At 60.2% G+C, this 20,477-nt stretch carries 18 protein-coding genes and 2 tRNA genes; 6 read left to right on the forward strand and 14 right to left on the reverse strand.

Annotated features, from left to right (window positions below):
* The first annotated feature begins 62 nt into the window (after window positions 1-62).
* Window positions 63-866 (forward strand): TIGR00266 family protein, encoded by an 804-nt coding sequence (locus IPP95_13160; protein ID QQS72111.1) that lies wholly within the window; start codon window positions 63-65, stop codon window positions 864-866.
* A gap of 179 nt (window positions 867-1,045) precedes the next feature.
* On the opposite strand, the gene IPP95_13165 is transcribed toward IPP95_13160, so the two are convergent.
* From IPP95_13165 to IPP95_13185, 5 genes are all read right to left on the reverse strand, one after another.
* Entirely contained in the window at window positions 1,046-1,396 is a 351-nt protein-coding gene (locus IPP95_13165; protein QQS72112.1) for a phage holin family protein, read from the reverse strand.
* Window positions 1,397-1,514: 118 nt separating this feature from the next.
* Window positions 1,515-1,883, reverse strand: coding sequence for an RNA-binding S4 domain-containing protein (locus tag IPP95_13170; GenBank protein ID QQS72113.1), 369 nt, complete (start codon window positions 1,881-1,883; stop codon window positions 1,515-1,517).
* A 174-nt stretch (window positions 1,884-2,057) separates the two neighbouring features.
* Window positions 2,058-2,131 (reverse strand) — tRNA-Arg (locus IPP95_13175).
* A 285-nt stretch (window positions 2,132-2,416) separates the two neighbouring features.
* The gene (locus tag IPP95_13180) at window positions 2,417-3,325 is read right to left on the reverse strand and encodes a hypothetical protein (GenBank protein ID QQS72114.1); all 909 of its coding nucleotides are present in this window, start codon (window positions 3,323-3,325) and stop codon (window positions 2,417-2,419) included.
* Window positions 3,326-3,565: 240 nt separating this feature from the next.
* A complete protein-coding gene (locus IPP95_13185; GenBank protein ID QQS72115.1) occupies window positions 3,566-5,311 on the reverse strand; it encodes a DUF885 domain-containing protein in 1,746 nt (581 codons plus the stop codon).
* A 246-nt stretch (window positions 5,312-5,557) separates the two neighbouring features.
* Here IPP95_13185 and typA point away from each other — a divergent pair, with 246 nt between their 5' ends.
* Window positions 5,558-7,375, forward strand: coding sequence for a translational GTPase TypA (typA, locus tag IPP95_13190; GenBank protein QQS72116.1), 1,818 nt, complete (start codon window positions 5,558-5,560; stop codon window positions 7,373-7,375).
* 56 nt (window positions 7,376-7,431) lie between these two features.
* On the opposite strand, the gene IPP95_13195 is transcribed toward typA, so the two are convergent.
* The gene (locus IPP95_13195; GenBank protein ID QQS72117.1) at window positions 7,432-8,463 is read right to left on the reverse strand and encodes a ThuA domain-containing protein; all 1,032 of its coding nucleotides are present in this window, start codon (window positions 8,461-8,463) and stop codon (window positions 7,432-7,434) included.
* 262 nt (window positions 8,464-8,725) lie between these two features.
* Here IPP95_13195 and IPP95_13200 point away from each other — a divergent pair, with 262 nt between their 5' ends.
* Window positions 8,726-10,051, forward strand: coding sequence for a hypothetical protein (locus tag IPP95_13200; GenBank protein QQS72118.1), 1,326 nt, complete (start codon window positions 8,726-8,728; stop codon window positions 10,049-10,051).
* A 64-nt stretch (window positions 10,052-10,115) separates the two neighbouring features.
* On the opposite strand, the gene IPP95_13205 is transcribed toward IPP95_13200, so the two are convergent.
* Window positions 10,116-10,715: a T9SS type A sorting domain-containing protein gene (locus tag IPP95_13205; protein QQS72119.1), complete on the reverse strand. Its 600-nt coding sequence runs from the start codon at window positions 10,713-10,715 to the stop codon at window positions 10,116-10,118.
* A gap of 131 nt (window positions 10,716-10,846) precedes the next feature.
* Here IPP95_13205 and IPP95_13210 point away from each other — a divergent pair, with 131 nt between their 5' ends.
* On the forward strand, window positions 10,847-11,206 hold the full coding sequence (locus IPP95_13210; GenBank protein ID QQS72120.1) for a hypothetical protein: 360 nt from the start codon (window positions 10,847-10,849) through the stop codon (window positions 11,204-11,206).
* Window positions 11,207-11,248: 42 nt separating this feature from the next.
* On the opposite strand, the gene IPP95_13215 is transcribed toward IPP95_13210, so the two are convergent.
* From IPP95_13215 to IPP95_13225, 3 genes are read right to left on the reverse strand one after another with little or no spacing between them, the layout of a single operon-like run.
* Complete coding sequence (locus tag IPP95_13215) at window positions 11,249-12,052, reverse strand: methyltransferase domain-containing protein (GenBank protein ID QQS72121.1); 804 nt, start codon at window positions 12,050-12,052, stop codon at window positions 11,249-11,251.
* Window positions 12,053-12,067: 15 nt separating this feature from the next.
* Complete coding sequence (locus IPP95_13220; GenBank protein QQS72122.1) at window positions 12,068-12,709, reverse strand: sterol desaturase family protein; 642 nt, start codon at window positions 12,707-12,709, stop codon at window positions 12,068-12,070.
* A 24-nt stretch (window positions 12,710-12,733) separates the two neighbouring features.
* Window positions 12,734-15,004, reverse strand: a complete 2,271-nt coding sequence (locus tag IPP95_13225; protein QQS72123.1) for a TonB-dependent receptor — start codon at window positions 15,002-15,004, stop codon at window positions 12,734-12,736.
* A 126-nt stretch (window positions 15,005-15,130) separates the two neighbouring features.
* Between IPP95_13225 and IPP95_13230 the strand changes: the two genes are divergently transcribed.
* Together IPP95_13230 and IPP95_13235 are read left to right on the forward strand one after the other, a co-directional pair.
* Window positions 15,131-15,205: transfer RNA gene (locus tag IPP95_13230), tRNA-Val, on the forward strand.
* Between the two features lie 180 nt (window positions 15,206-15,385).
* Entirely contained in the window at window positions 15,386-16,360 is a 975-nt protein-coding gene (locus tag IPP95_13235) for a DUF3078 domain-containing protein (GenBank protein ID QQS72124.1), read from the forward strand.
* Between the two features lie 323 nt (window positions 16,361-16,683).
* Here IPP95_13235 and IPP95_13240 read toward each other — a convergent pair whose 3' ends face one another.
* The 4 genes from IPP95_13240 to IPP95_13255 all read right to left on the reverse strand — a co-directional run bounded on the left by IPP95_13240 (window position 16,684) and on the right by IPP95_13255 (window position 20,474).
* Window positions 16,684-17,040 (reverse strand): MarR family transcriptional regulator, encoded by a 357-nt coding sequence (locus tag IPP95_13240; GenBank protein ID QQS72125.1) that lies wholly within the window; start codon window positions 17,038-17,040, stop codon window positions 16,684-16,686.
* Between the two features lie 159 nt (window positions 17,041-17,199).
* A complete protein-coding gene (locus IPP95_13245) occupies window positions 17,200-19,194 on the reverse strand; it encodes a glycosyltransferase family 39 protein (protein ID QQS72126.1) in 1,995 nt (664 codons plus the stop codon).
* Entirely contained in the window at window positions 19,184-19,633 is a 450-nt protein-coding gene (gene smpB / locus IPP95_13250; GenBank protein ID QQS72127.1) for an SsrA-binding protein SmpB, read from the reverse strand. Before smpB ends, IPP95_13245 begins: the two co-directional genes overlap by 11 nt.
* Before the next feature lie 130 nt (window positions 19,634-19,763).
* On the reverse strand, window positions 19,764-20,474 hold the full coding sequence (locus IPP95_13255) for a two pore domain potassium channel family protein (protein ID QQS72128.1): 711 nt from the start codon (window positions 20,472-20,474) through the stop codon (window positions 19,764-19,766).
* Window positions 20,475-20,477: the final 3 nt, after the last annotated feature.

Consider the following 20,477-nt stretch of genomic DNA (forward strand, 5'->3'; position numbering starts at 1 on the left):
GGAGCGGCTTTTACTTTCACCCCTTGGAACAGTGAACTAATTCCACCAAACAGATCAGTACCATGGACCGTTCAGCACACGAGATCGATCACCGCATCATGGGTGATGACATCCAATGCGTGGAGATCACCTTAGACCCGCATGAGACGGTAGTGGCGGAGGCGGGCAGCCTGATGATGATGGACGACGGCATCGCCATGAGCACCATCTTCGGGGATGGGCGCGGACAGGCCCAAGGCCTGATGGACAAGATGCTCAGCGCGGGCAAGCGGGTGCTTACCGGGGAAAGTCTCTTCATGACCACCTACACCAACCAGACCACCGGCAGGCGCACGGTCTGGTTCGCCGCCGCCTTCCCCGGCAAGATCCTCGCCCTGGACCTGCGCGAGTTCAACAACCAGCTCATCCTCCAGAAGAACTCCTTCCTCTGCGCCGCGAAAGGGGTGAACATCGGCGTGGCCTTCAACAAGAAGATCGGCGTGGGGCTCTTCGGTGGTGAAGGCTTCATCATGCAGAAGTTGGAAGGCGACGGCATGGTGTACATCAACGCCGGCGGCATGCTCGTGCAGCGCGACCTGTTGCCGGGGGAAGTGATCAAAGTGGACACCGGCTGCTTGGTGGGCATGACCAAGGAGGTGGAATACGACATCGCTTACGTGGGCGGCATCCGCAACACATTGTTCGGCGGCGAGGGCCTTTTCTTGGCCACGTTGCGGGGTCCGGGGCACATCTGGACGCAGTCCCTTCCCTTCAGCAGGCTGGCGGACAACATCATCGCCTCCGCGCCGAAGCTCGGCGGAAAGCGGAAGGGCGAAGGAAGCATCCTGGGCGGCTTAGGTGACCTGTTGGACGGTGATAACCGATAGGGGCGGTCGGTCTCCCCTCCTTTTTTGGAAGGAGGGGATCGGGGGTGGTCCGCTCACTGAATGCACCACCCCTGCCCCTCCTTGAAGGAAGGAGGGGAGAACTTCAACCCTCTTTCAAAACATCATGACCGGAAGAGGCGATAGCCCTGGGACTCGATTTCCACTTTACTACAGGCTGGTTACCGGCGTTCTTCCCCGCCGTCCAGCTTCAGCAGTGCGCTTTGCACGGCCCACATCACCACGCTGAAGGCGAGCGCCCACCAGAATCCGTTCACAGTAAAGCCCGGAACGATGCGTGCGGCAAGCATCACCATGGCGGCATTGATCACCAGTACAAAAAGGCCCAAGGTCACCACCGTCACCGGCAGTGTGAGCAGCACGATGATCGGGCGTACCACGGCGTTCAGCACGCCCAGCACCACGGCCACGAGCAGGCTTGTCTTCAGGTCCACGGGATGCACGCCGGAAAGCAACAGGTCCGCTATCAGCACGGCGATGGTGGAGAGCAGGATGCGAATGATCAGCTTCATGGGCAGGGGGGTGGCGTCGAAATTACACAGGATGCAAGGGTAGTCGGGAGTCTGTTAGTCGGGAGTCGGGAGTCTGGGCGTCGCCAATCACCGATCACTGATCACCAGCCACCGATCACTATTCACCACCTCCGTAGCGTTCCATGTCCCGTCGATCCCGTTTGGTGGGTCGACCTGTGCCCGGGTCACGGCTGGCGACACGCACCTTCCGTGCGATCTCCTGTTTCTCCAGGTCCTCCCACGGTGTTTTGTCTTCGATCAGTTCAGGGAGCAGCTTCGCCCCGACCCGTGAGGTGGGGATGGCCTTCACGTGCAACACGCGCCAGATCGGTACTTGCCGCACGGAGACCACATCGTTCTCCTTCACCTCTGCGCTGGCTTTGGCCTCCTTGTCGTTGAGCCGGACATGGCCGCGCTTGCATTCCTCGGCCGCCAAGCTGCGCGTCTTGCACAGGCGCACGCACCAGAGGAATTTATCGATGCGCATTTGGGGCGGTTGTCAGTTGTTCGTTGTCAGGGCCGGTGTCAAATCCTGAGCGCCCTCACTGTTCCGAAGGTACATGCAGCACCGGTTAGGAGGCGTGTTCACAGGCTACCGTCGTCGGACGCCTGACAACTAACGAAGCGGGGTCCGATAACCATCGGACCCCGCTTCGTTCAGTGACCCCGGGAGGATTCGAACCTCCAACCAACAGAACCGGAATCTGTCATTCTATCCAATTGAACTACGGGGCCGGATATTCGCTCCAATTCCTTTTGGAGCGGGCGCGAAGGTAAGGGTGCCTCGAAGAACCTCGAACCGCGGGCACAAGCGCTTATCGTTCGTGTCGGCCAACCAGCCTGCGGCAGGCGGGGGCGCGACGAAAGGAGGTTACCCGTAGGTAACTGACTGAGGAGGCAACTGGCACATCCCGGCCTGACGGGAGCAGGAGGACCGAACGAGAACGCTTGCCCGAAGGGTCGGTCCGCCATGCTGCGGACCGATGACGCGGGAGTGAGGTTCATCGCGACACCTTGGTGTTATCGGACTTCCATTAGATGGGTGCGCATCAGGGCGTTCACATCCTTCACTTGCTCCGATGAACCCCACAAGGAGTTCAATTTCTGCTCGGTCATGCCCAACGTGTCCGGGGCGGAAGCCCGAAGTGCCTCGCGGGCGGCGGGGGTAGGGAAGAGGCTGTCCAAGGACATGTCCGGCCGAAGGCTTTCCGCGCGCAACGTATCGCCTTGGCCTGTGGCCACTGCGGCCAGCCACATGGCGGTGCGACCAAAGGTGCCTTCCATCCGGTCAGCGGGACCCATAAGCTTGTATGCCGGACCGGGAGCGCCATTGGGCAGATGGCTCCTAAGGCCACCTTTCTCCCAAGTGAAGTAGAACGTGGCGTGCCGCTTGGGAATTTCAAGGACCAGGTCCCGGTCGGCATCCAGCCCCCAGGTCCCGTCATCCTCGATCATTGGGGAGTCCGGAGCCGTTGTCGTCAACACCGCATCGCCGCCATGGAGGAGCATCACCTGTGTTGTGATGATCCCCATGCCACCGCCATTGAGCGAGACGTACTTCCCCTCCATCTGCTCGTTGGGTACCGGCGGGCAGTTCACCTCGCTGTCCATGTGCATGTAGCTCATGGCCTGCAGAACACTGTCCTTGGCAGCGACGGGCAAGGTCATGCGACCGCTCAACCAGGTCTTGACCCATTGGCCGGTGGCAGTATTGAGATAGGTATAGCGATGGGCGATGCTGTCCAAGCCCGGTCCGGTCAGCCGGACAGGAGTGGTGCTGCCGCACGGTGTAAATGCGGTATCGCCCGGTAGGATCCGGACCTCGCCCTCCCAATAGGTGTCGGCACCGGTTTTTTCGGTCGTGCCGACTTCACCGCAACCATAGGCCAAGGCCAAGATGCAGAGCAAGGAAACAGGGGCTGTTCGCATGGCGGCGAAAGTAATCCGGGCAGGAACGCTGTTCATCTGAACGATTGGATGATCGGTCCACTGCACCCGCCGTACGGCGGGCGCGGTTAATCTCGGTATTTGAACCACGGATCCACACGGATAAACACGGATGGTGGATCTCCCCGGGATGGCAGGTAATGTTCCTTGATCGCAATTATCCGTGTCGATCCGTGTGGATCCGTGGTTCCCTTCCATCCGTGGTTCCCTTCCATCCAACACTCACTTGGGTGCCAGCATCGCTTCGCGGATGTACTTCACCGGTGCGGTCCCATGGCTGAGGAACGCCTCATGGAAGGCCTTCAGGCTGTATGCTTCGCCCATCTTCTGCCGGTAGGCTTCGCGAAGCGCGAGGATCTCCGTGGAACCGGTGAAATAGGAGCAGAGCTGCACCTGAGAGAGCGTGGCCCTGCGGTATTTTTCCCGCACCTGCGCTTCCTCTTGGAACGCTTGGTCCACGAGCAGGTCGCGGATGTCCTTTTCGGTCCAGCCTAGGCGGTGAATGCCATAGTCCACCAGCACGTTGGTGCATTCGCGGAGGTTCCACTTGTAGTACATCAGCCACATTTCCGGCGCATCATTGTCCCAGCCGTTCTCCATCATCATGCGCTCGCTGTACACCGCCCAACCTTCCACCATGGCACCGTTCGCGAACACGGCCTTCACCATGTCCGGTGCTTCACGCTGGGTGTAGATCCCTTGCATGCAATGGCCGGGCACAGCTTCGTGAATGGTGAGCAGTTGCAACATCCACTGGTTGTATTCCCGCAGTGCGCTTTCCACCTCGGCAGGTGGCTTTTCGGTGAGGTCTGCCACGTTGTAGTACGCGGAGGAAGCTTTTTGGTAGGGCAGGGGGAAGTCTGCGGAAGCGATGGTGACACCGCTGGCGAAGGGCGGCATCAGGCGCACATTCACGGAGGCGGTGGTATCGAAGTTGAAGAGGTCCTTGGCGAGGATGAAGCGGTCGATGCGTTGCATCTGGGCATTGATCGTGTCGAAGAGTTGCGCGGGCTGCACGTGCTGGAGCGAGAGGCGGTCGATCATCGTCTTGATCAGGATCAGGCTGTCGGTCGGCTCCGGGGCGTTGGCGAGGTACTTCGGCCAGAGTTCCTTGGCAAGCCGGTACATCTCCCGGTGGCACTTGTCCTTTTGCGCATTGGCCAATTGGAAGATCTCGTCCGGCCCCATGTCCGAGACGATCTCATACTTGAACTTCCGATCGTACAAGGCCCTATCGAGCCGGAAGGCGCGGAACGTGTTACTGCTGTCCGCGAGGATGGCGGTCAACCCGTTGATGTAGCCGTTGATGGCGGCCTTCGCATCATCGATCCGCTGGTTGAGCGTTTGCCGATCGGCATCCGACAATGTCGACTTCGCGATCGAGTCCGCCATGTCCTGCCCGAAGACCGACAGTGCGCCCTTGTTCTGGCCGATGGCCAATTGGATGTGCTCCTTGGTGGGGTTCTTCAGCCCATGCAGGGCTGCGGCGTAGTAGTCCCCGGCGTGGGCGAGGTGCGCGGAGAGGTCGTGCAGTCGGGCATCGAGCGGTGCGTATCCCTGAGTGAGGATGGCGTAGGCGTCGCCGCCGATGTTGTAGCGGGAAGCATCCCAGCGTTGGTCCTGCAGGGTGTCGATCTGCCAGATGCTGCGCCGCAGTTCATTCTCGATCATGCGGTAGCTGATGCGCTCGTCCAGCGGCAGTTGCTCGCCACCGATGGCGTGGAGTGAATCGAGCCAACGGTCCGCGAAGGCGACGCTGCCCGTGTAGTATGCGCTGTCCGGGACGGGGAGTTCACCGTAGTACTTCCCATAGCCCACGGCGATCGCAGCGGACGGGTACTGCTTCCAGTAGGCATCTAAGAACCGCGTCTTGAAGCCGTCAAAGTCCACCGGTGCCGCTTGTTCCGGATCATCGGCCGAGGTGCATGCGGCAAGGAGCATGATGACGGGGAGGAGGAATGATCTCATGCGGATGGACGTTCTTGGGCCGGTGCGGTCATTTGGGTCGCCGAAAGTAGGCTTCGGCATGCAGGACCGCCCTGTAGAGGCAGGTGCTAAGGCGTTGGGGTCATCGGACCTCGGCACAGTATGTTCCCGTTCTGCTGAAGTCCCTTGAAAACCACTACCTTTGCGCGCTTTTTCAACGCCCCTGACCAACGTTTCCGCCGAGCTTCGGCGCCCCAAACACCTTCGCCGGGCTACGGCGCTTCAAGTATGAAGGACCTCCGCAACATCGCCATCATCGCACACGTCGACCACGGCAAGACCACATTGGTGGACAAGATCCTGCACCAGTGCCAGCTCTTCCGATCGAACGAGGAGGTGAAGGACCTGCTGCTGGACAACAACGACCTGGAGCGCGAACGCGGCATCACCATTCTCAGCAAGAACGTGAGCGTCCACTACAAGGACGTGAAGATCAACATCATCGACACCCCCGGCCACAGTGATTTCGGCGGTGAGGTGGAGCGCGTGCTCAACATGGCGGACGGCGTGATCCTGCTGGTGGACGCCTTCGAAGGGCCGATGCCGCAGACGCGCTTCGTGCTGGGCAAGGCCATCGAGCTGGGCCTGAAGCCCGTGGTGGTGGTCAACAAGGTGGACAAGCCCAACTGTACCCCGGATGAGGTACACGAGGCCGTCTTCGATCTGATGTTCGCGCTGGATGCCACGGAGGACCAGCTCAATTTCCCCACGGTGTACGGCAGCAGCAAGAACGGTTGGATGGGTCCGGACTGGAAGACCCCGACCGAGGACGTGAGCTACTTGCTGGACGTGATCCTGGAACACGTGCCCGCGCCGAAGCAGGTGCCCGGTACGTTGCAGATGCGCATCACCTCGCTGGACTACAGCACGTTCCAAGGCCGTATCGCCGTGGGCCGCGTGTCCCGGGGCACCATCAAGGCCGGTCAGCAGATCAGCTTGGTGAAGAATGAGGGCGGCACCACCAAAGGCCAGATCAAGGAACTTATGATCTTCGAAGGCCTTGGCAAGGAGAAGATCAAGACGGAAGTGGGCTGCGGCGAGATCGTGGCGCTGATGGGCCTGGAGAACTTCGACATCGGCGACACCGTGGCCGACGCCGAGAACCCCGAGGGTTTGGCCAAGTTCAAGGTGGATGAACCGACGATGAGCATGCTGTTCACCATCAACAACTCGCCCTTCTTCGGCAAGGAAGGCCAGTTCGTCACCAGCCGCCACGTGCGCGACCGCCTCTTCAAAGAGATCGAGAAGAACCTCGCCATGCGCCTGCAGGAGACCGAAAGCCCTGACCGGTTGCTGGTGTTCGGCCGCGGCATCCTGCACCTGAGCATCCTGGTGGAGACCATGCGCCGCGAAGGCTACGAGTTCCAACTGGGCCAGCCGCAGGTGTTGTACAAGGAGATCGAAGGACAGCGGCACGAACCGATGGAACTGCTTACCGTGCAGGTGCCGGAGCAGTTCAGCAGCCGCGTGATCGACAACGTGACGCGCCGCAAGGGCGACATCCTCAACATCGAGCAGAAGAGCGACCGCACCGTGCTGGAGTTCTCCATCCCTGCGCGCGGCATCATCGGCCTGCGCAACGCGTTGCTCACCGCCACCGAGGGCGAGGCCATCATCGCACACCGCTTCAAGGGCTACGAGCCGTACAAAGGCACCATCCAAACACCGCGTCCCGGCTGCATCGTCAGTGGCGAGAACGGCGCCGTGGTGGCCTACGCGCTGGACAAGCTGCAGGACCGCGGCAAGTTCTTCGTGGACCCCGGCGAGGAGATCTACATCGGCCAGGTGATCGGCGAAAGCCCGAAGCCCGGCGAGGAATTGGTGGTGAACGTGGTGCGCACCAAGAAGCTCACCAACATGCGCGCCAGTGGCACCGACGAGAAGCTGAACATCGCGCCCGCCGTGAAGTTCAGTCTCGAAGAGTGCATGGAATACATCGCCGACGACGAGTACCTGGAGGTGACGCCCAAGAGCCTGCGCATGCGCAAGATCCACCTGAGCGAGGTGGACCGCAAGCGCAACGCGAAGAAGCTGCAGGACGCTTAGTCCATTTCTTTTCGCCCGGCATAGAACGCACTGATCTGTGCGTTGGCCCCCGCGCGTTACTCGCGCTGGATAACCAGTGGCAGTTGATACCGGTCGCTTATCCGGACGGTGTAATAACCCGGTGCTATACCGCTCAGGTCGAGACTCATCTGTCGGTCGGTTCCTTGTCGCCTCAGTATCACCCGTCCGCAAGCATCCATCACGTGCAGTGGTACCCGTGTGATCGGGTCGAACATCCGTACCGTCACCGTGCTTGTTGCCGGGTTGGGGAAGAGGCTGGCCACCTGCGGGTCGGCGATCTCCGGCACTACAGCAGTGCCTTCCGTCAGCCATTGCAAGGCATCACGCAGGTGGGTGCGGAACAGCGCATCGGTCACGTAGTCGTCCTGTGCATGCCCCAAGGCGGTGTAGAACACCTTGCTTCCGCTGGGTAACAAGCGGCTCCAGCTCATGGGGCGTGCCGCATCGTAGCTATTGACCGTGCCGTTGGGCCCGACGGTCTCCTCCACCTGGAGCACCGCGAAATTATCCGGCCCGTAGTAGCCGCCTTCCCAGTAGTAGTATTCCTCATTCTTCACCCACGGGTCCGGCAGGCTGTTCGTGCTCGGGTGCGTGCCGATGTGCGAGAGGGAGTAGGACGGTGTGCCGGAAACGTGGTTGGGGTTCTCCTGCACGCTGCCGCCGATCAGTTCCGCGTAGAAGTCCCAGGTGCCGGTGTTGTTGCCGTTGGCCGTGCTGTGGCGGTAGGTGTCGCTTGCGGCATGGATCCCCAATACGCTGCCGCCAGCGGCGATCCACTGCTCGAAGTTGGCGCGTTGTCCGGCGTCAAGTATCGCGTTCCCGCTGGTGTTGCTGAAGATGATCACGTCATACTGGTCCAGCACGGCGGGATCGCTGAAGGGATCTCCGGAAGCATCATCATCCACGGTGATGCCGATCTCATTCGCGATGGAGGAGAACATGGCGTAAGAGGCCGTTCTGGTGTTGTGGTCGAAGCCGGAGGTACGGGTGAAGTGCAACGCCCGATCTTGGGCGGTCATCGCCAATGGGAGCGTAAGGCCAAGTATGGAATAGAGCATCCGGTGCATGTCCGAAGCTACGGTATTACGAACGGTGCCGCATGTTCGGAAAGGAAGCGGTACGAAGGTGGCGGTCGCTCGCCCTGGTCTTGCGTGCTCGCCGTTCGACATGCCGACAGAAATGCCGCGATCGCGGCCAAGGATCGGATGATCGGGAAGCAAACTGGTGCACAGAGGCTCCGATCGCCCGATCCCGGACCATGGATCGAACTTCCGGGAAGGAGGGGTGTACGGCAGCATGACACGACCCTGATAACCAACCCCCCATACCATGAAAAAGCCGATCATCATCACACTTGCCCTTGCTGCGGCGTTCACCGGTGCAACGCTGCTGTTCTCCTTCCGCACCGCGGCCACAACGCATGCTACGGACCTCCGGAACGGAACGCCTCCGAAGGGCTGCGTTTTCAAGACGATCTACGAAGGCGAGGGGCTGGACCCGTCCTTCGTGCTGAAGACACCCGCCGAGGTGCTCACCTCGGAGAACCGCGGATACGATTGGTTGACCGCTGCGCAGAACAACGATGGTGGATTCGCGGCGGGCAGCCACGCGCATCAGGAGGTGATGGACCCGCATGCAGCACCGAGCGACCCCGCCACCACGGCGATGGTGAGCATGGCGCTGTTGCGTGCCGGGAGCACCGTCACCGAAGGTCGTTTCGCCGCCGTGCTGACGCGAACTACGGAGTTCCTGTTGACGGCCATCGAAACCTCGCCAAAAGATGCGTTGAACATCACCCCGCTCACCGGCACCCAGATCCAGGTGAAGCTGGGGGGGAACATCGATGTGGCCCTCGCCGCGCAGTACCTCAGCAACCTCATGGGCCGCATGCCCTGCAATGATCCCAAGCACGACCGCTGGCTGAACGCATTGAACATCTGCACCGCCAAGATCCAGCGGTCGCAAACGGCCAACGGCAGCGTGCAAGGCAGCGGCTGGGCCGGCGTGCTGCAGTCCAGCTTCGCCGCCAACGCCTTGGAGAGCGCCGATCATGTGGGCGCGGACGTGGACGGGAAAGCATTGGAACAAGCGCGTGATTTTCAGAAGGGCAACTTCGATGCGAACACCGGCACGGTGGCCACGGACGCCGCCGCCGGGGTGACGCTCTACGCCGTCAGCGGCAGCACGCGCAGCAGCGCCAAGGAGGCCCGCCAAGCGGAAGAGGTGCTGGAACGCGCAAAGAAGGACGGCAAGGTGAAGGCTGATGCGCCGGTCTCGTCCGCTGCGTTGGAAGATGCGGGCCTCAGCCGTGATGAGGCCGAGAAGGTGAACACCGCTTACAATGTCTATCACGCCGCCAAGGTGCGGGCACAGTCCAGCGAGGTGCTCAATGGCTTCGGGAACAATGGCGGGGAGGAGTTCATGAGCTTCCTCCAGACGGGCGAGTCGCTGATCATCAACAAGGACAAGAGCTGGAGGAACTGGTATGATGCGACGACGGCGCGCTTGGTCGGGATCCAGAACAACGACGGCAGCTGGAACGGGCACCACTGCATCACCAGCCCGGTGTTCTGCACGGCCACCGCGCTACTGATCCTCAGCGTGAACAACGATATTGAAGCGCTGGTCGCTCAAGGGGCCACAGCGGGCAAGTGAGCCCGGCCAAAAACAAGGAAGGGCGCACACCAAGTGGTCTGCGCCCTTCCGCATGGGCCTGTGCTTACCGCGTGATCACCAAACGCTCCAGTGTGGTCGATCCCCCTTGCTCATCCTTCACCGCCACCATGTAGGTGCCGATCTCCAATGCGGAAACATCGAGCACATTATCGGGAGAGGAGGTCATTTCGAGGACCAAGCGCCCGTTCATGTCGAGCACCTGCACTTGCCGACCGGCCTTGATGCCGGACAGGGTCACCCGCTTGTTCGCCGGATTGGGAAAGATCTGCGGGATGGGACCGGCCGCCTGATCCGGCACACCGGTATTGGTGGCCACGATGAACTGCCCTTTCATGCCCATGTTGGCAACATGATTAATGCAGACGTAGTAGTAGGTCCCAGCCTGGTCCAACGCAAAGGTGTATTCTCCCCCCGGGTAGTCGAAGCCTCCGTTGGAGGTGATGCCGTTGGCGTTCCAGGTGGCTTGGTCCACTTCCGTGCAGGTATGCTGGGCCCCAAGTACCAAGTGGATGCTGTCCCCGGCCACCATGTTGATCACGGGCGGGTTGAAGGTGGTGCCCGAGTTGGTCAGCTCGTAGGTGGTCTGTGCAGTGGCGGCCACGGACAAGGCCAAAAGGAAAGCAGTGGTGTAGTTTCTCATCATCGATCGGTGGGTTTAGGTTGCGTACAAGGTAGTGACGCGCTGCCAAAGTGCATCGGATCACTGGCATCCTTACCTTGGTGGCTGTGGCGGCGGCACATCTTTTGTCGGCTACCGCATAAAAGGACACCACCATGAAACGGACCGCCATTTTTCTTTGTGCGTGCTTGATCAGCCTGTGGTCCACGCTAAGCGCCCAAGACACCACCGGGTCACCCGATGCTACCCCGCCCCATTGGGTCGCCATGAGCGACAGTACCGGGCAGGCGATCGGCCTCCGGGAAGACCAGAAACAGGTCTGGCAGGAAAAGGGTGCCCGATGGGACAGCAAGTACAGCACGCTGGGAAAGGACCCGGTACACCACCCGACCTACATCAGACTGCACGCCGCACGGGAGTTCGACCTGAAGGGCTTCCTCTCCGGTGGCCAATACGAAAAGTGGAAGGAGCTGAACAAGCGCTCGCCGCGCACCAACAGGCCTTCGGGTCGCTGACCGTGGCGTGGATTCCGCAGAACGGCCACCTGCTCCGAACGATCAGGGCCGATCGGGACCGGCGCCAAGCGAGACCAAGTAGTAGTTGGTCGTGATCAAGAAATTCCGCAGGTAGGGAATGGACGAGATCAACCGCCATTGTTTGCGGGGCTTCAGGCCGAACTTGGCCTCATAGTTCGGGTTCACCAAGTAGAATGTCCGTTTGTCCTTCACGTAGTTCGTCCTTTTCAAGATCCGCTCGAAGCGTTCGATCGTGATGCCGGTCTGCTTGATCTCCAACAGGTCGGTCACCTTGGTCTTCGTCTCACCGAAACCTTTCAGGATGGCGGCATAGATCGGTCTCGGAAGTATGTGGAAGAACGGAAGCTTGGAAAGTACCCGGCTTTCGCAGATCTGCTGGTGCCCCCCGAAAGGATTGTGCCAAGGGGGGAAGCCGAGGAAGAAGCGGCCCTTCGGCTTCAGCAGCCCGCGTGCGAACTCCATGAAGCGTTCCTGCCCATGGATGTGCTCCAGCACGTCCCGCATGATGATGATGTCGAACTGCCCGATGTCCTTCGTGTCGTAGATGTTCGACACGATCAGCTCCAAGTTGCCCTGGTTCGGATGCCCTGCGAAATAGGCCTTCGCGTTCGCGACCTTTCCCGGGGCCATGTCCACGCCCACCACGCGTTCGCACCCCAGGTCCATGAAGGGCTTCAGGTTGCCTCCCTCGCCACAGCCGATCTCCAGCACTGAGCTCTGGGCATTGATCTCCAGCACTTCGGAGATGAACGGTAGCACATGGTTGCGCACCGTGGTCTCTTGCTCCCGGAAATACTTCTCCCGGTCTATATGGCGCTCTTGCATGTAGTGGTCGGCCGCTTACAGCAGGTTCACTTTCTGCGCTTCTTTGCGGCGTGGCTCCTTCGGCATGGTGCCGAAAATGTAGTCCCAGAAGGGCGTGCTCACCCCGAAGGCACCGTCATCACCCACGTAATGGTGGAGGTTGTGGTGTTTCCAAATGATGCCGAGGAAGTTTTTGGGCTGCTTGTAGATGTGGATGGCGTAATGCGCGAGCAGGTACGTGCTGTAGCCGAAGAGGAAGCCGCCTCCGAAAGCATATCCGTTGGGACCGATCAACAGCCGGAAGAGGCTGATGAACAAGATCGAGAGCACGATGCTCACCAGTGGGGGCATGGCCAAGCGGGCCTTGTCGCGGGGATGTTCATGGTGTATCCCATGGATCACGTACTGGAAGCGCTTCCGCTTTTCGGACTGTGCGGGAATGTGGTAGAGGTAGCGGTGCATCACATATTCCACTAAGGTGAACAGCACAATGCCTCCGAGGAAGAAGACCAGGACCGTTTGCCAGGATATGGCCAGTTTGGCCATGGAATACCACAGGGTGATAATGCCCACCGACCAGAACAGGGCGAGCGGGATGGCGATGTGCGTTTTGGTGAACGCCTCAAGCACCGGGTTCTTAAAGATCCGACCGGCACCGGTTTGTGGTTTATTTACCATGATCGTCGTCCGCAAAATTAAGCATCAGGATATGCTCCGTGCCGATGATGCCGATATCCGCGGATCGAAGGTGAAGCTGAGCCCCCCGAAATAGCTGCGCCCCGGTGCCGGGTTGTAGTATCGTCCGCCGGGATCGTTCAGCTGGATGAATGAGGTGTACCGCGCATCGAGCACGTTCTCCACCAGCAGGAACGCCTCCAAGCGCATTCCTCTCCATTGCCATACGTGTTCGATCCGGAAATGCATCGTTCCATACCCGGGAACACGGTCGCCGTTCATACTGTTCGCTACCACGGAGGAATTGGTCCGGTACCCGAGCTCGGCGGCATCACGGCTCTTGGTGGACAGGCGTATCCGCGCACCCCCGGACCAGCGGGGCACGCCCGGGACATCCACATGGGCGGCGTTGTCCGGCGGATGCAGCCGGTGGTTTTGCCAGGCTCCGCCCAGTAGCGCAGTGAGCCGGCTTTCTCCCGGGAGTTCGCGCCGGGTTTGGGCGGTCAGTTCCACACCGTTCTGCCGGGCATCACCGGCGTTTGTGAACACCTCTTCGGTCCCGCCGTTCACCCGCTGCGGCAGGATCAGGCCTTGCGTGCGGCGTAGGTAGGCGTTCATGGTGAGCGAGATGCCTTTACGATCGAAGACCATTCCTGCCTCGGACTCCCGCACGCGCTCGGCGGCCAGATCGGTATTGGGCATGCCTGTTGAACCGAGCACCTCCCAGATCGTGGGGCGCGACGTACTTTCCGTGTAGCGCAGGTGGGCAGTGACATGATGCGAGAGCACACGTTCAACGCCGAGCATCGGATAGAACTGCGAGGCCGGCACGTCCTTGGTCTCCACCGCGCGCAACTTATCCTGATGGCGGAAGGCCGTTGCCTCGGAGCCGATATCCGCAAAGAAGGTGGTGTGATCGCCGAGAAGCAAACGGGTGGAAAGGAAGCCGTTGATGTTGCTGGTCCGTGTGTCAGCATCGGTCCGTACATCCGCAGGGACGGCGTTGACGAAGTTCCGTTCGTTCAGTTGGTCGCGTTCCAAGAGCGCCTCCAGACCCAGTTCCCAAGCGAACGAAACGGTATTGCGGTGGATCACCCTTCCTAAGGATAGACGCGTGCCGGCGGACCGCACTTGTTCGTCCTTGTAGCCGCTGAACCCCGGAGAGGTGCCGTACGGGTTGAGCTTGTCGATCGCATGCACGTGCAAGGATGAGCGCATCAGCAGCCCTTGCCACACCCGCTGTTCCACGGCGATCCCGGCGAAGACCTGGGATTTCTCCACCCGTGCATCGATCAGTTGCGAAAAAGGACGTGCAGCGCGCGGGTCATGCAGCGCGGTGAGGCTGTCGAGGCTTCCGGGCAGGCCCCACGCGGCTTTTTGCGCCGTGAGGTAGATGCTCGCGCTGCCGTTCTTAAGGGGGAAACGCTGGGTGAGGAAGGCCTGGTCCCGCCGTGCATATTCCTGTTCGCGGTAGCCGTCATTGCCCATGCGGAGCAGCCCTGCGCTCAGCGTTCCCCCGTTGTTCTGCCGTACGCGGGTGGTCGCAGAAAGCCTGAAGTATCCATCGCTACCGCCGATGGTGGACAACGTGGCATCGAAACCCGTGTCCGGACGCTCCGGGGCCGCAGCGAGGATGAGGCCCGACGGTGCGCTGCCGTACACAGGCCCGCCAATGCTCCGGACCGCATCGACAGAGCCGATCAGTGCGGGGTCCAGCAGTTCCAGCGGAGTTGATCCATCGGCCAGGGTAAGTGAGAAGGGGCCCCAGTACACCTTCACCCCGCGTACCCCGTACGGCGAGCGGAGCAGGCTGCCCCGGATGCTGAGCCGCGTGCTTCCGCCGTGGCCGCGTTCGTCCATCTGCACACCGGGCACCCAGAGCAATGCGCTTCGCATGGACGAGCCTTCATAAGCGGAAAGGTCCGTACTGTCCACGGTGCTGACGGCCGCCAATGCGCGCCGCTCATGCGGAGATGGCCAGGGCGTCACCGCCACGGACCGGAGCTCGATCTCCTTCCGCAGCGTACGCAGTTCGATCCGCCCGGTGCGGAGGGCATCATCCCAGGCGACCCGCAGCGCGTGCAGGTCCTTGCCGAAGAACACCACGGTGTCCGATCGGATATCCGGACAGAGCCTGCCGAAAGCGTCCACAGTGCCGATGGTAGCCCCGGTGCGGTCGCGGACCATCAGCCCGGCGGCGGAGCGGCCATCGTCCCGGGCCACCATCACACAGGACTGGCCGTGTGCGGAAAGCAGGAGGATGGTCCCGGTCAGGAAGGATCCAAGGCGCGCAAGCATATGGGCCGAAAGTACCTTCAGGTGGTCCGCTGAAAGAGCGGCGGAAGATGCCCGGTCGCCCTTTTGAAGCCGGATCTGCAGTAACGATTACATTTGCGCCCCATTATCCGGAGAATACTTGGTTCCGGGCGTTTAGCTCAGCTGGTTTAGAGCACTACCTCGACAAGGTAGGGGTCGCTGGTTCGAATCCGGCAACGCCCACTTCCACTTCCTGTCGCGACAGGAAAATGACCCGCCAGATCGGTACCGCGCAAGTGCTCTCCTCATCAAAAGATCGGTCAAGCCCAACGCGACTTCGCTCCTGCACACCGAACAACTGAGCCTTTCGGATCCTTTAACGTCATAATTCCGGTGCAGAAGGCGCCACTACAACCCCGTAACATGAAGAAGACCTCGATCTCATTGACCTTTCTTTTGATCTTCGCGATCACGGCGAACGCGCAGGAGGACAAGGCACAACGCGATGCCGCAGCCGCCGAAATGCAGGCGAAGACCGCTGCGGACACCACCGGCAAGATCTGGACAAAAGGCGGTACCATCCAGCTGAACATGAGCCAAGTGAGCCTCACCAACTGGTCCGCAGGCGGTTTCAGTTCGGTCAGCGGCATCGCCCAGTTCAATGCTTTTGCCAACCGCAAGAAAGGCCGTTTCGCATGGGACAACAGCGTGGCCTTGGCATACGGTCTGCTCGCGCAGGACGGCCAGGACGCGGTGAAGACGGACGACCGCATCGAGTTGAACACCAAGTACGGTTATGAGCTGAAAAAGTCCTGGTATCTCGCGATGCTGGCCCAATTCAAGACCCAGTTCACCGAGGGCAAGGACGCTGCCACCGGAGCCCGCATCTCGGACTTCATGGCGCCCGGCTACTTGATCCTGGGCCTCGGTGTCGATTACAAGCCGAACGATCACTTTTCCGCGTTCATCTCACCGGCCACGGCGAAGATCACCTTCGTGAACGATCAGGACCTGGCCGACGCCGGTGCTTTCGGTGTAGATCCCGCCACCTATGATACCCTCGGCGCCAGACTCACCATGGGCAAGAACAGCGAGTTCGAGTTCGGCGGCTATGTGAAACTGATGTATACGCACGACCTGGCAAAGAACATCAACTTCCTCACCCGTGCCGACTTCTTCAGCAACTATCTGAAGAACCCGCAGAACATCGATGTGAACTGGGAGACCCTCTTCACTTTCAAGGTGAACTCCTGGTTCTCGGCCACGCTCAGCACCTTGCTGATCTATGATCACGACACGCAGATCATGAAACCTTGGGAGGACACGCCTCAGCAGTATGTGGGCAAGGGTACCCAGTTCAAGGAGGCCATCGGTCTGGGTATCATGCTGAAGCTCTGATACCCGGTTCTTTGAGAAAAGCCCGTCCCGAATGCTTCGGGGCGGGCTTTTTTGCCATCTCTTTCATTGGGTTCTCATTTGCATGGCCATGCAAATGAGAACGGCTTTGCGCGCACGACCTTGATCATGTTGGAGTGTCTGCTTTTCAATGTCAGAGCAGGATCTCCGTGTGTTTTGATGTGGATCAGGACAGTCTGAGTCTTTTGCGGAGGTGTGAGGCCAATTGTTAAATCGACGTTTGCATGGCCATGCAAATGGGTAGGCGGTCCATTGCGGTAACCGGTTCCGAAAAATGGAACACTGCATCCTGAATGTCAGGTCTATCACTTCGTCCGTAGGATCCCGTCAGCAAGTGCAGCGTGTTCGGCAAGCGACCTGGCCTCCCCTTCGCCGAGTAAAAGCGAATATGCGATACGCAGCTTCTCCCATGCACTTGTCGCTTCAGCAGCCTTGCGCGTGCCTTCCATGGTGAGGAACACCTCGACAATACGGTCTTGACCGTTGCGGACGATCAGGCTTTCCGATGCCAGTTTATCCAGTGTTCGCGAGATCGTGGAGGCGTCCAGCTGATGGACGTAGGCCAAGTCGGTGATGTTGATGCCGGGGGCTGTCTTGGCGGACATCAGTACAAAGCCCATGGTCGGCGTGATCTCGATGTGTCGAAAATGCGCTTCCGCCATGCGGGTAAGGGATCGCCCCAAGGCGGCTCCGGCATGATATAGGCACGAGTTGTAGTGACTTCGGAGGTCGGACATGGTTGATGCAAGATAGCATTTGCATGGCCATGCAAATGAGCCATCGTCATGTGCCCCGGCAGCCTTCGGCTTGATACGAAACCCTCAAGGAAACCGTAGCGGCCCCTTCAATGGCTGGAACAGGCCGTACAGCCAAGGGTTGCCTTCCCGTACATGCACCGCGATGGAGGACACCTGCGCCGCCTTTCCGCCAGGGTTCCAGAGGTAGACCCTAAGCCGTGCTCCATGACCGTGCTCCGGCAGGTCTGACAACGGGATGGCCGTGAAGAGCGAGGACCGGCCGAGTTCGGGGCCATCACCGCTGGTGCGGTAAAAGGTCGAGCGGTCCCCCTCCTTCAACTCCATCACCAGCTTCAGCTCGCTGCCGGGTGCGGCGCTCATTACGTCCATCCGGGCCTCCAGGATGTCGTTGTCAGCCGAAGAGAGCTCGAAGACAGCGCGTTCGAATACGGCACCGAACTCCCGGCCGGCCACGTCCCAGCCCTTGGGGGCCGAGCCATAGGCTCCCGATGTATCGCGTGATAAAGGCAGGTCCGCGTCCACGTTCCACCCTTCGCCTTTCAGCGCTTCCGGGGTCACTACGCTGACATGCGAGCGGTCGTCCAAGTGTGTTCCGTTCGGCATGCCGGAGAACAGAAAGGTCTGGCCTTCCTCCATGTCATGCCGTTCCACCATGAAAGGGAAAGCCTGCTGGATGCGGACGAGGTTTTCGGGATCGGCACCGGCGGAAGCGCCATAGAATATCTCGGCCGCGGAGGTGGCGCTCAGCAGGCTGTCCACGAATTGCGATGTTCGTTCGTGCAAGTTGATGTAGGGTGCCGAAGCACTGTCCACGTGCCATTGCTTGAAATAGAAGCCGGGGATCTCTTCCGGCAGGTCCACCAGTGCCATCCGGTCCGGTCTTTTGGAAGCCGCTATGATACCACGGACGGAAGCCTCATACTTCGAGCGATAGAAGATCTCATAGTGCTTGCGCTGCTCCACCAGACCGAAAACGGAGGTGGCCGCGATCAACGCGACCAGCGGGAGCAAGAGGGCAGTGCTTGGGGATCGCCAGCCTGCGAACAATGGAAAGACAAGGAAGGGGAATGAAAAGAGGACCACGGAATATTGGAGCACCGGCGCGTGCAACACCGAATAACCGTATCCAACAACCAAAGGGACCAGCCCGAGCACCAGGCAGAGCGGGATGAAAGGTGAGGCTCCTTCGGTTTTGGAGCGGAAGGCCTGCGCCCATCCCAGAAGCGCAATGCCGGTAACCACCACTGCGAGCGGGATGCTGTACTGGAAGATCCAAGCGGCATGACCCGGCAGCCAGGAGGGCGTGGGCGGGGATAACCATTGGCCCACGCCGCCATAGCCCAATTGGCGCCAGGTGATGGGCAGTTCGGGCAAGTACAGCAACAGCGCCAAGCCACCGGCCAATAACACACGTTTGCGTTGCAGCGGTGCGGCGAGGAACAAAAGACAAAGTCCGGCCAGCAAGGCGAACAGCAGCGCGAAATGATGGACGTAGCCGCAAAGCGCGGCGGACAGTGCCACGCCGGCCCACGCCCATTTCCGGCCGCCCAAGGCGCGGGTGATCTGGTCCATCAAAAGGGCACAAGTGAAGAAGCCCGCCGCATAGGGACGTGCGATCTGTGCATACATCACCGTGTATTGCACCGTGCCGATAAAGGCCATCGAAAGCAGTGCCGCAGCGGGTGAGGTCCACGCTGCCGCAAAGCGGTACAGAAAAAAAAGTGCCGCGACGCCCATCACGATGAAGGGCAACTTCACCACCGATCCGCTTGTGCCGAAGAGGCCGGTCCAGATCCACTCGAACACCTGTACGCCCGAGGGGTGAGCATCGATGGCCACGCCCTTCGCTATCAGCTCGCTGAACGAGCTGAAGCGCACGCGCAACAACGCGCTGATCTCGTCGTGGGTGAACGGGATGTGCGGCAAGTCCCACAGACGCAGCGCACTGGCAAGCAACAACAGGGACAGTAGCGCCCAACGATGCACCGGGCCGCCGGGGATGCGGAGGGCGGCCGCTTCTTCCAGCCGCTTGCGCCAATGCGGTTGTTCAGTTGCCACGTTCCAGGTCGCGTTTAAGGTCCTTTTCCTTCAAGCTTTCCCGTTTGTCGTAAGTCTTCTTGCCCTTGGCCAGCGCGATCTCCACCTTCACCATGCCGTTCTTGGCGAAGAAGGAGCGTACCGGAACGATCGTCATTCCTTGGTCCTTCAGTTTGCGTTGCAGCTTCTTCAATTCCGTCCGGTGCAACAACAATTTGCGGTCGCGGATCGGTTCATGCGCGAAGCTCTTCGCCTTCTCGAACGGCTGTATGCGCATGTTCCGCAGGTACAGCTCATCGCCGATGAAGGTGCAGAAGGCCTCGGTGATGCTGGCGTCCCCGAGGCGCAGGCTCTTCACCTCACTGCCCACCAGCATGATGCCGCACTCGTGCGTTTCGAGAAAGAAATACTCGAACGCCGCACGGCGGTTCTTGATCTCGGGCATCACTAGGGCGGCCATGGCGCGAAGATGGGACGGATCCCCGGACTAACCGGAAATCACCGTGCAGTGCGATCGTGCATTCATGGATACCGGGGACGATCCTTTGTGGAGGGTGTGCGTAGGTTTGTTCTACGGTCCTTCGCGCGGCCTATCCTCCCTTCTTGTCGCCGAAGTATCCCTTCTCCTTGCCCATCCGGAAGAAGCCGATGAAGAGCAGGATATAGCTCAGGTAGAATAACGACTGGAGCGATGCCAGCGCCTTGCCGGCCGCCGTCACCGGATACAGGTCGCCGTAGCCGATGGTGCTGGTGGTCATGAAGCTGTAGTAGACCGGGTCGAACCAGTGGCTGAAGGGGACGTTGAGAAGGTCACCGGCCGAATAGATCGCCGCAAAGGCGAAGACGACCTCTAAGTAGTTGAGGAAGATCAAGATCTTGGAACGGCGGAAGGAGCGGGGCGTCGGAAAGGTGTCAGAGGCGAAGATCAACGTGGGGATGTAGGTCACTGTTTCCAGCATGAACCAGACCACCAACGCCACTATCCAAGGTTGATGGGTCCAGCCGAAATAGATCCCCACCAAGGGAAGGAAGGTTTTTGCCAGCACGAACACCTCAATGGCGAAGTCCTGCATCAACGGGCCCTTTCGCCAGAATAAATGCCGGATGTAGGTGCCGGGGAACAGGAACTGCACAGCGGCCAGGAACAACCTCACGGCCTTCTCCAATCCGGCGTCCTCCTGATAGGCGTTGTTCCAAATGGCCACCAGGTTGTCCCGACGTTTGCGCAGGGTGGGATGCAGGCCCGTATTCCTCGGCAAGCCTTTTCCGAAGATCAATTGGGACAGGGCTTTGCGGACCATGAT

The sequence above is a fragment of the Flavobacteriales bacterium genome, assembly GCA_016700415.1.
Lineage (GTDB): Bacteria > Bacteroidota > Bacteroidia > Flavobacteriales_F > PHOS-HE28 > PHOS-HE28.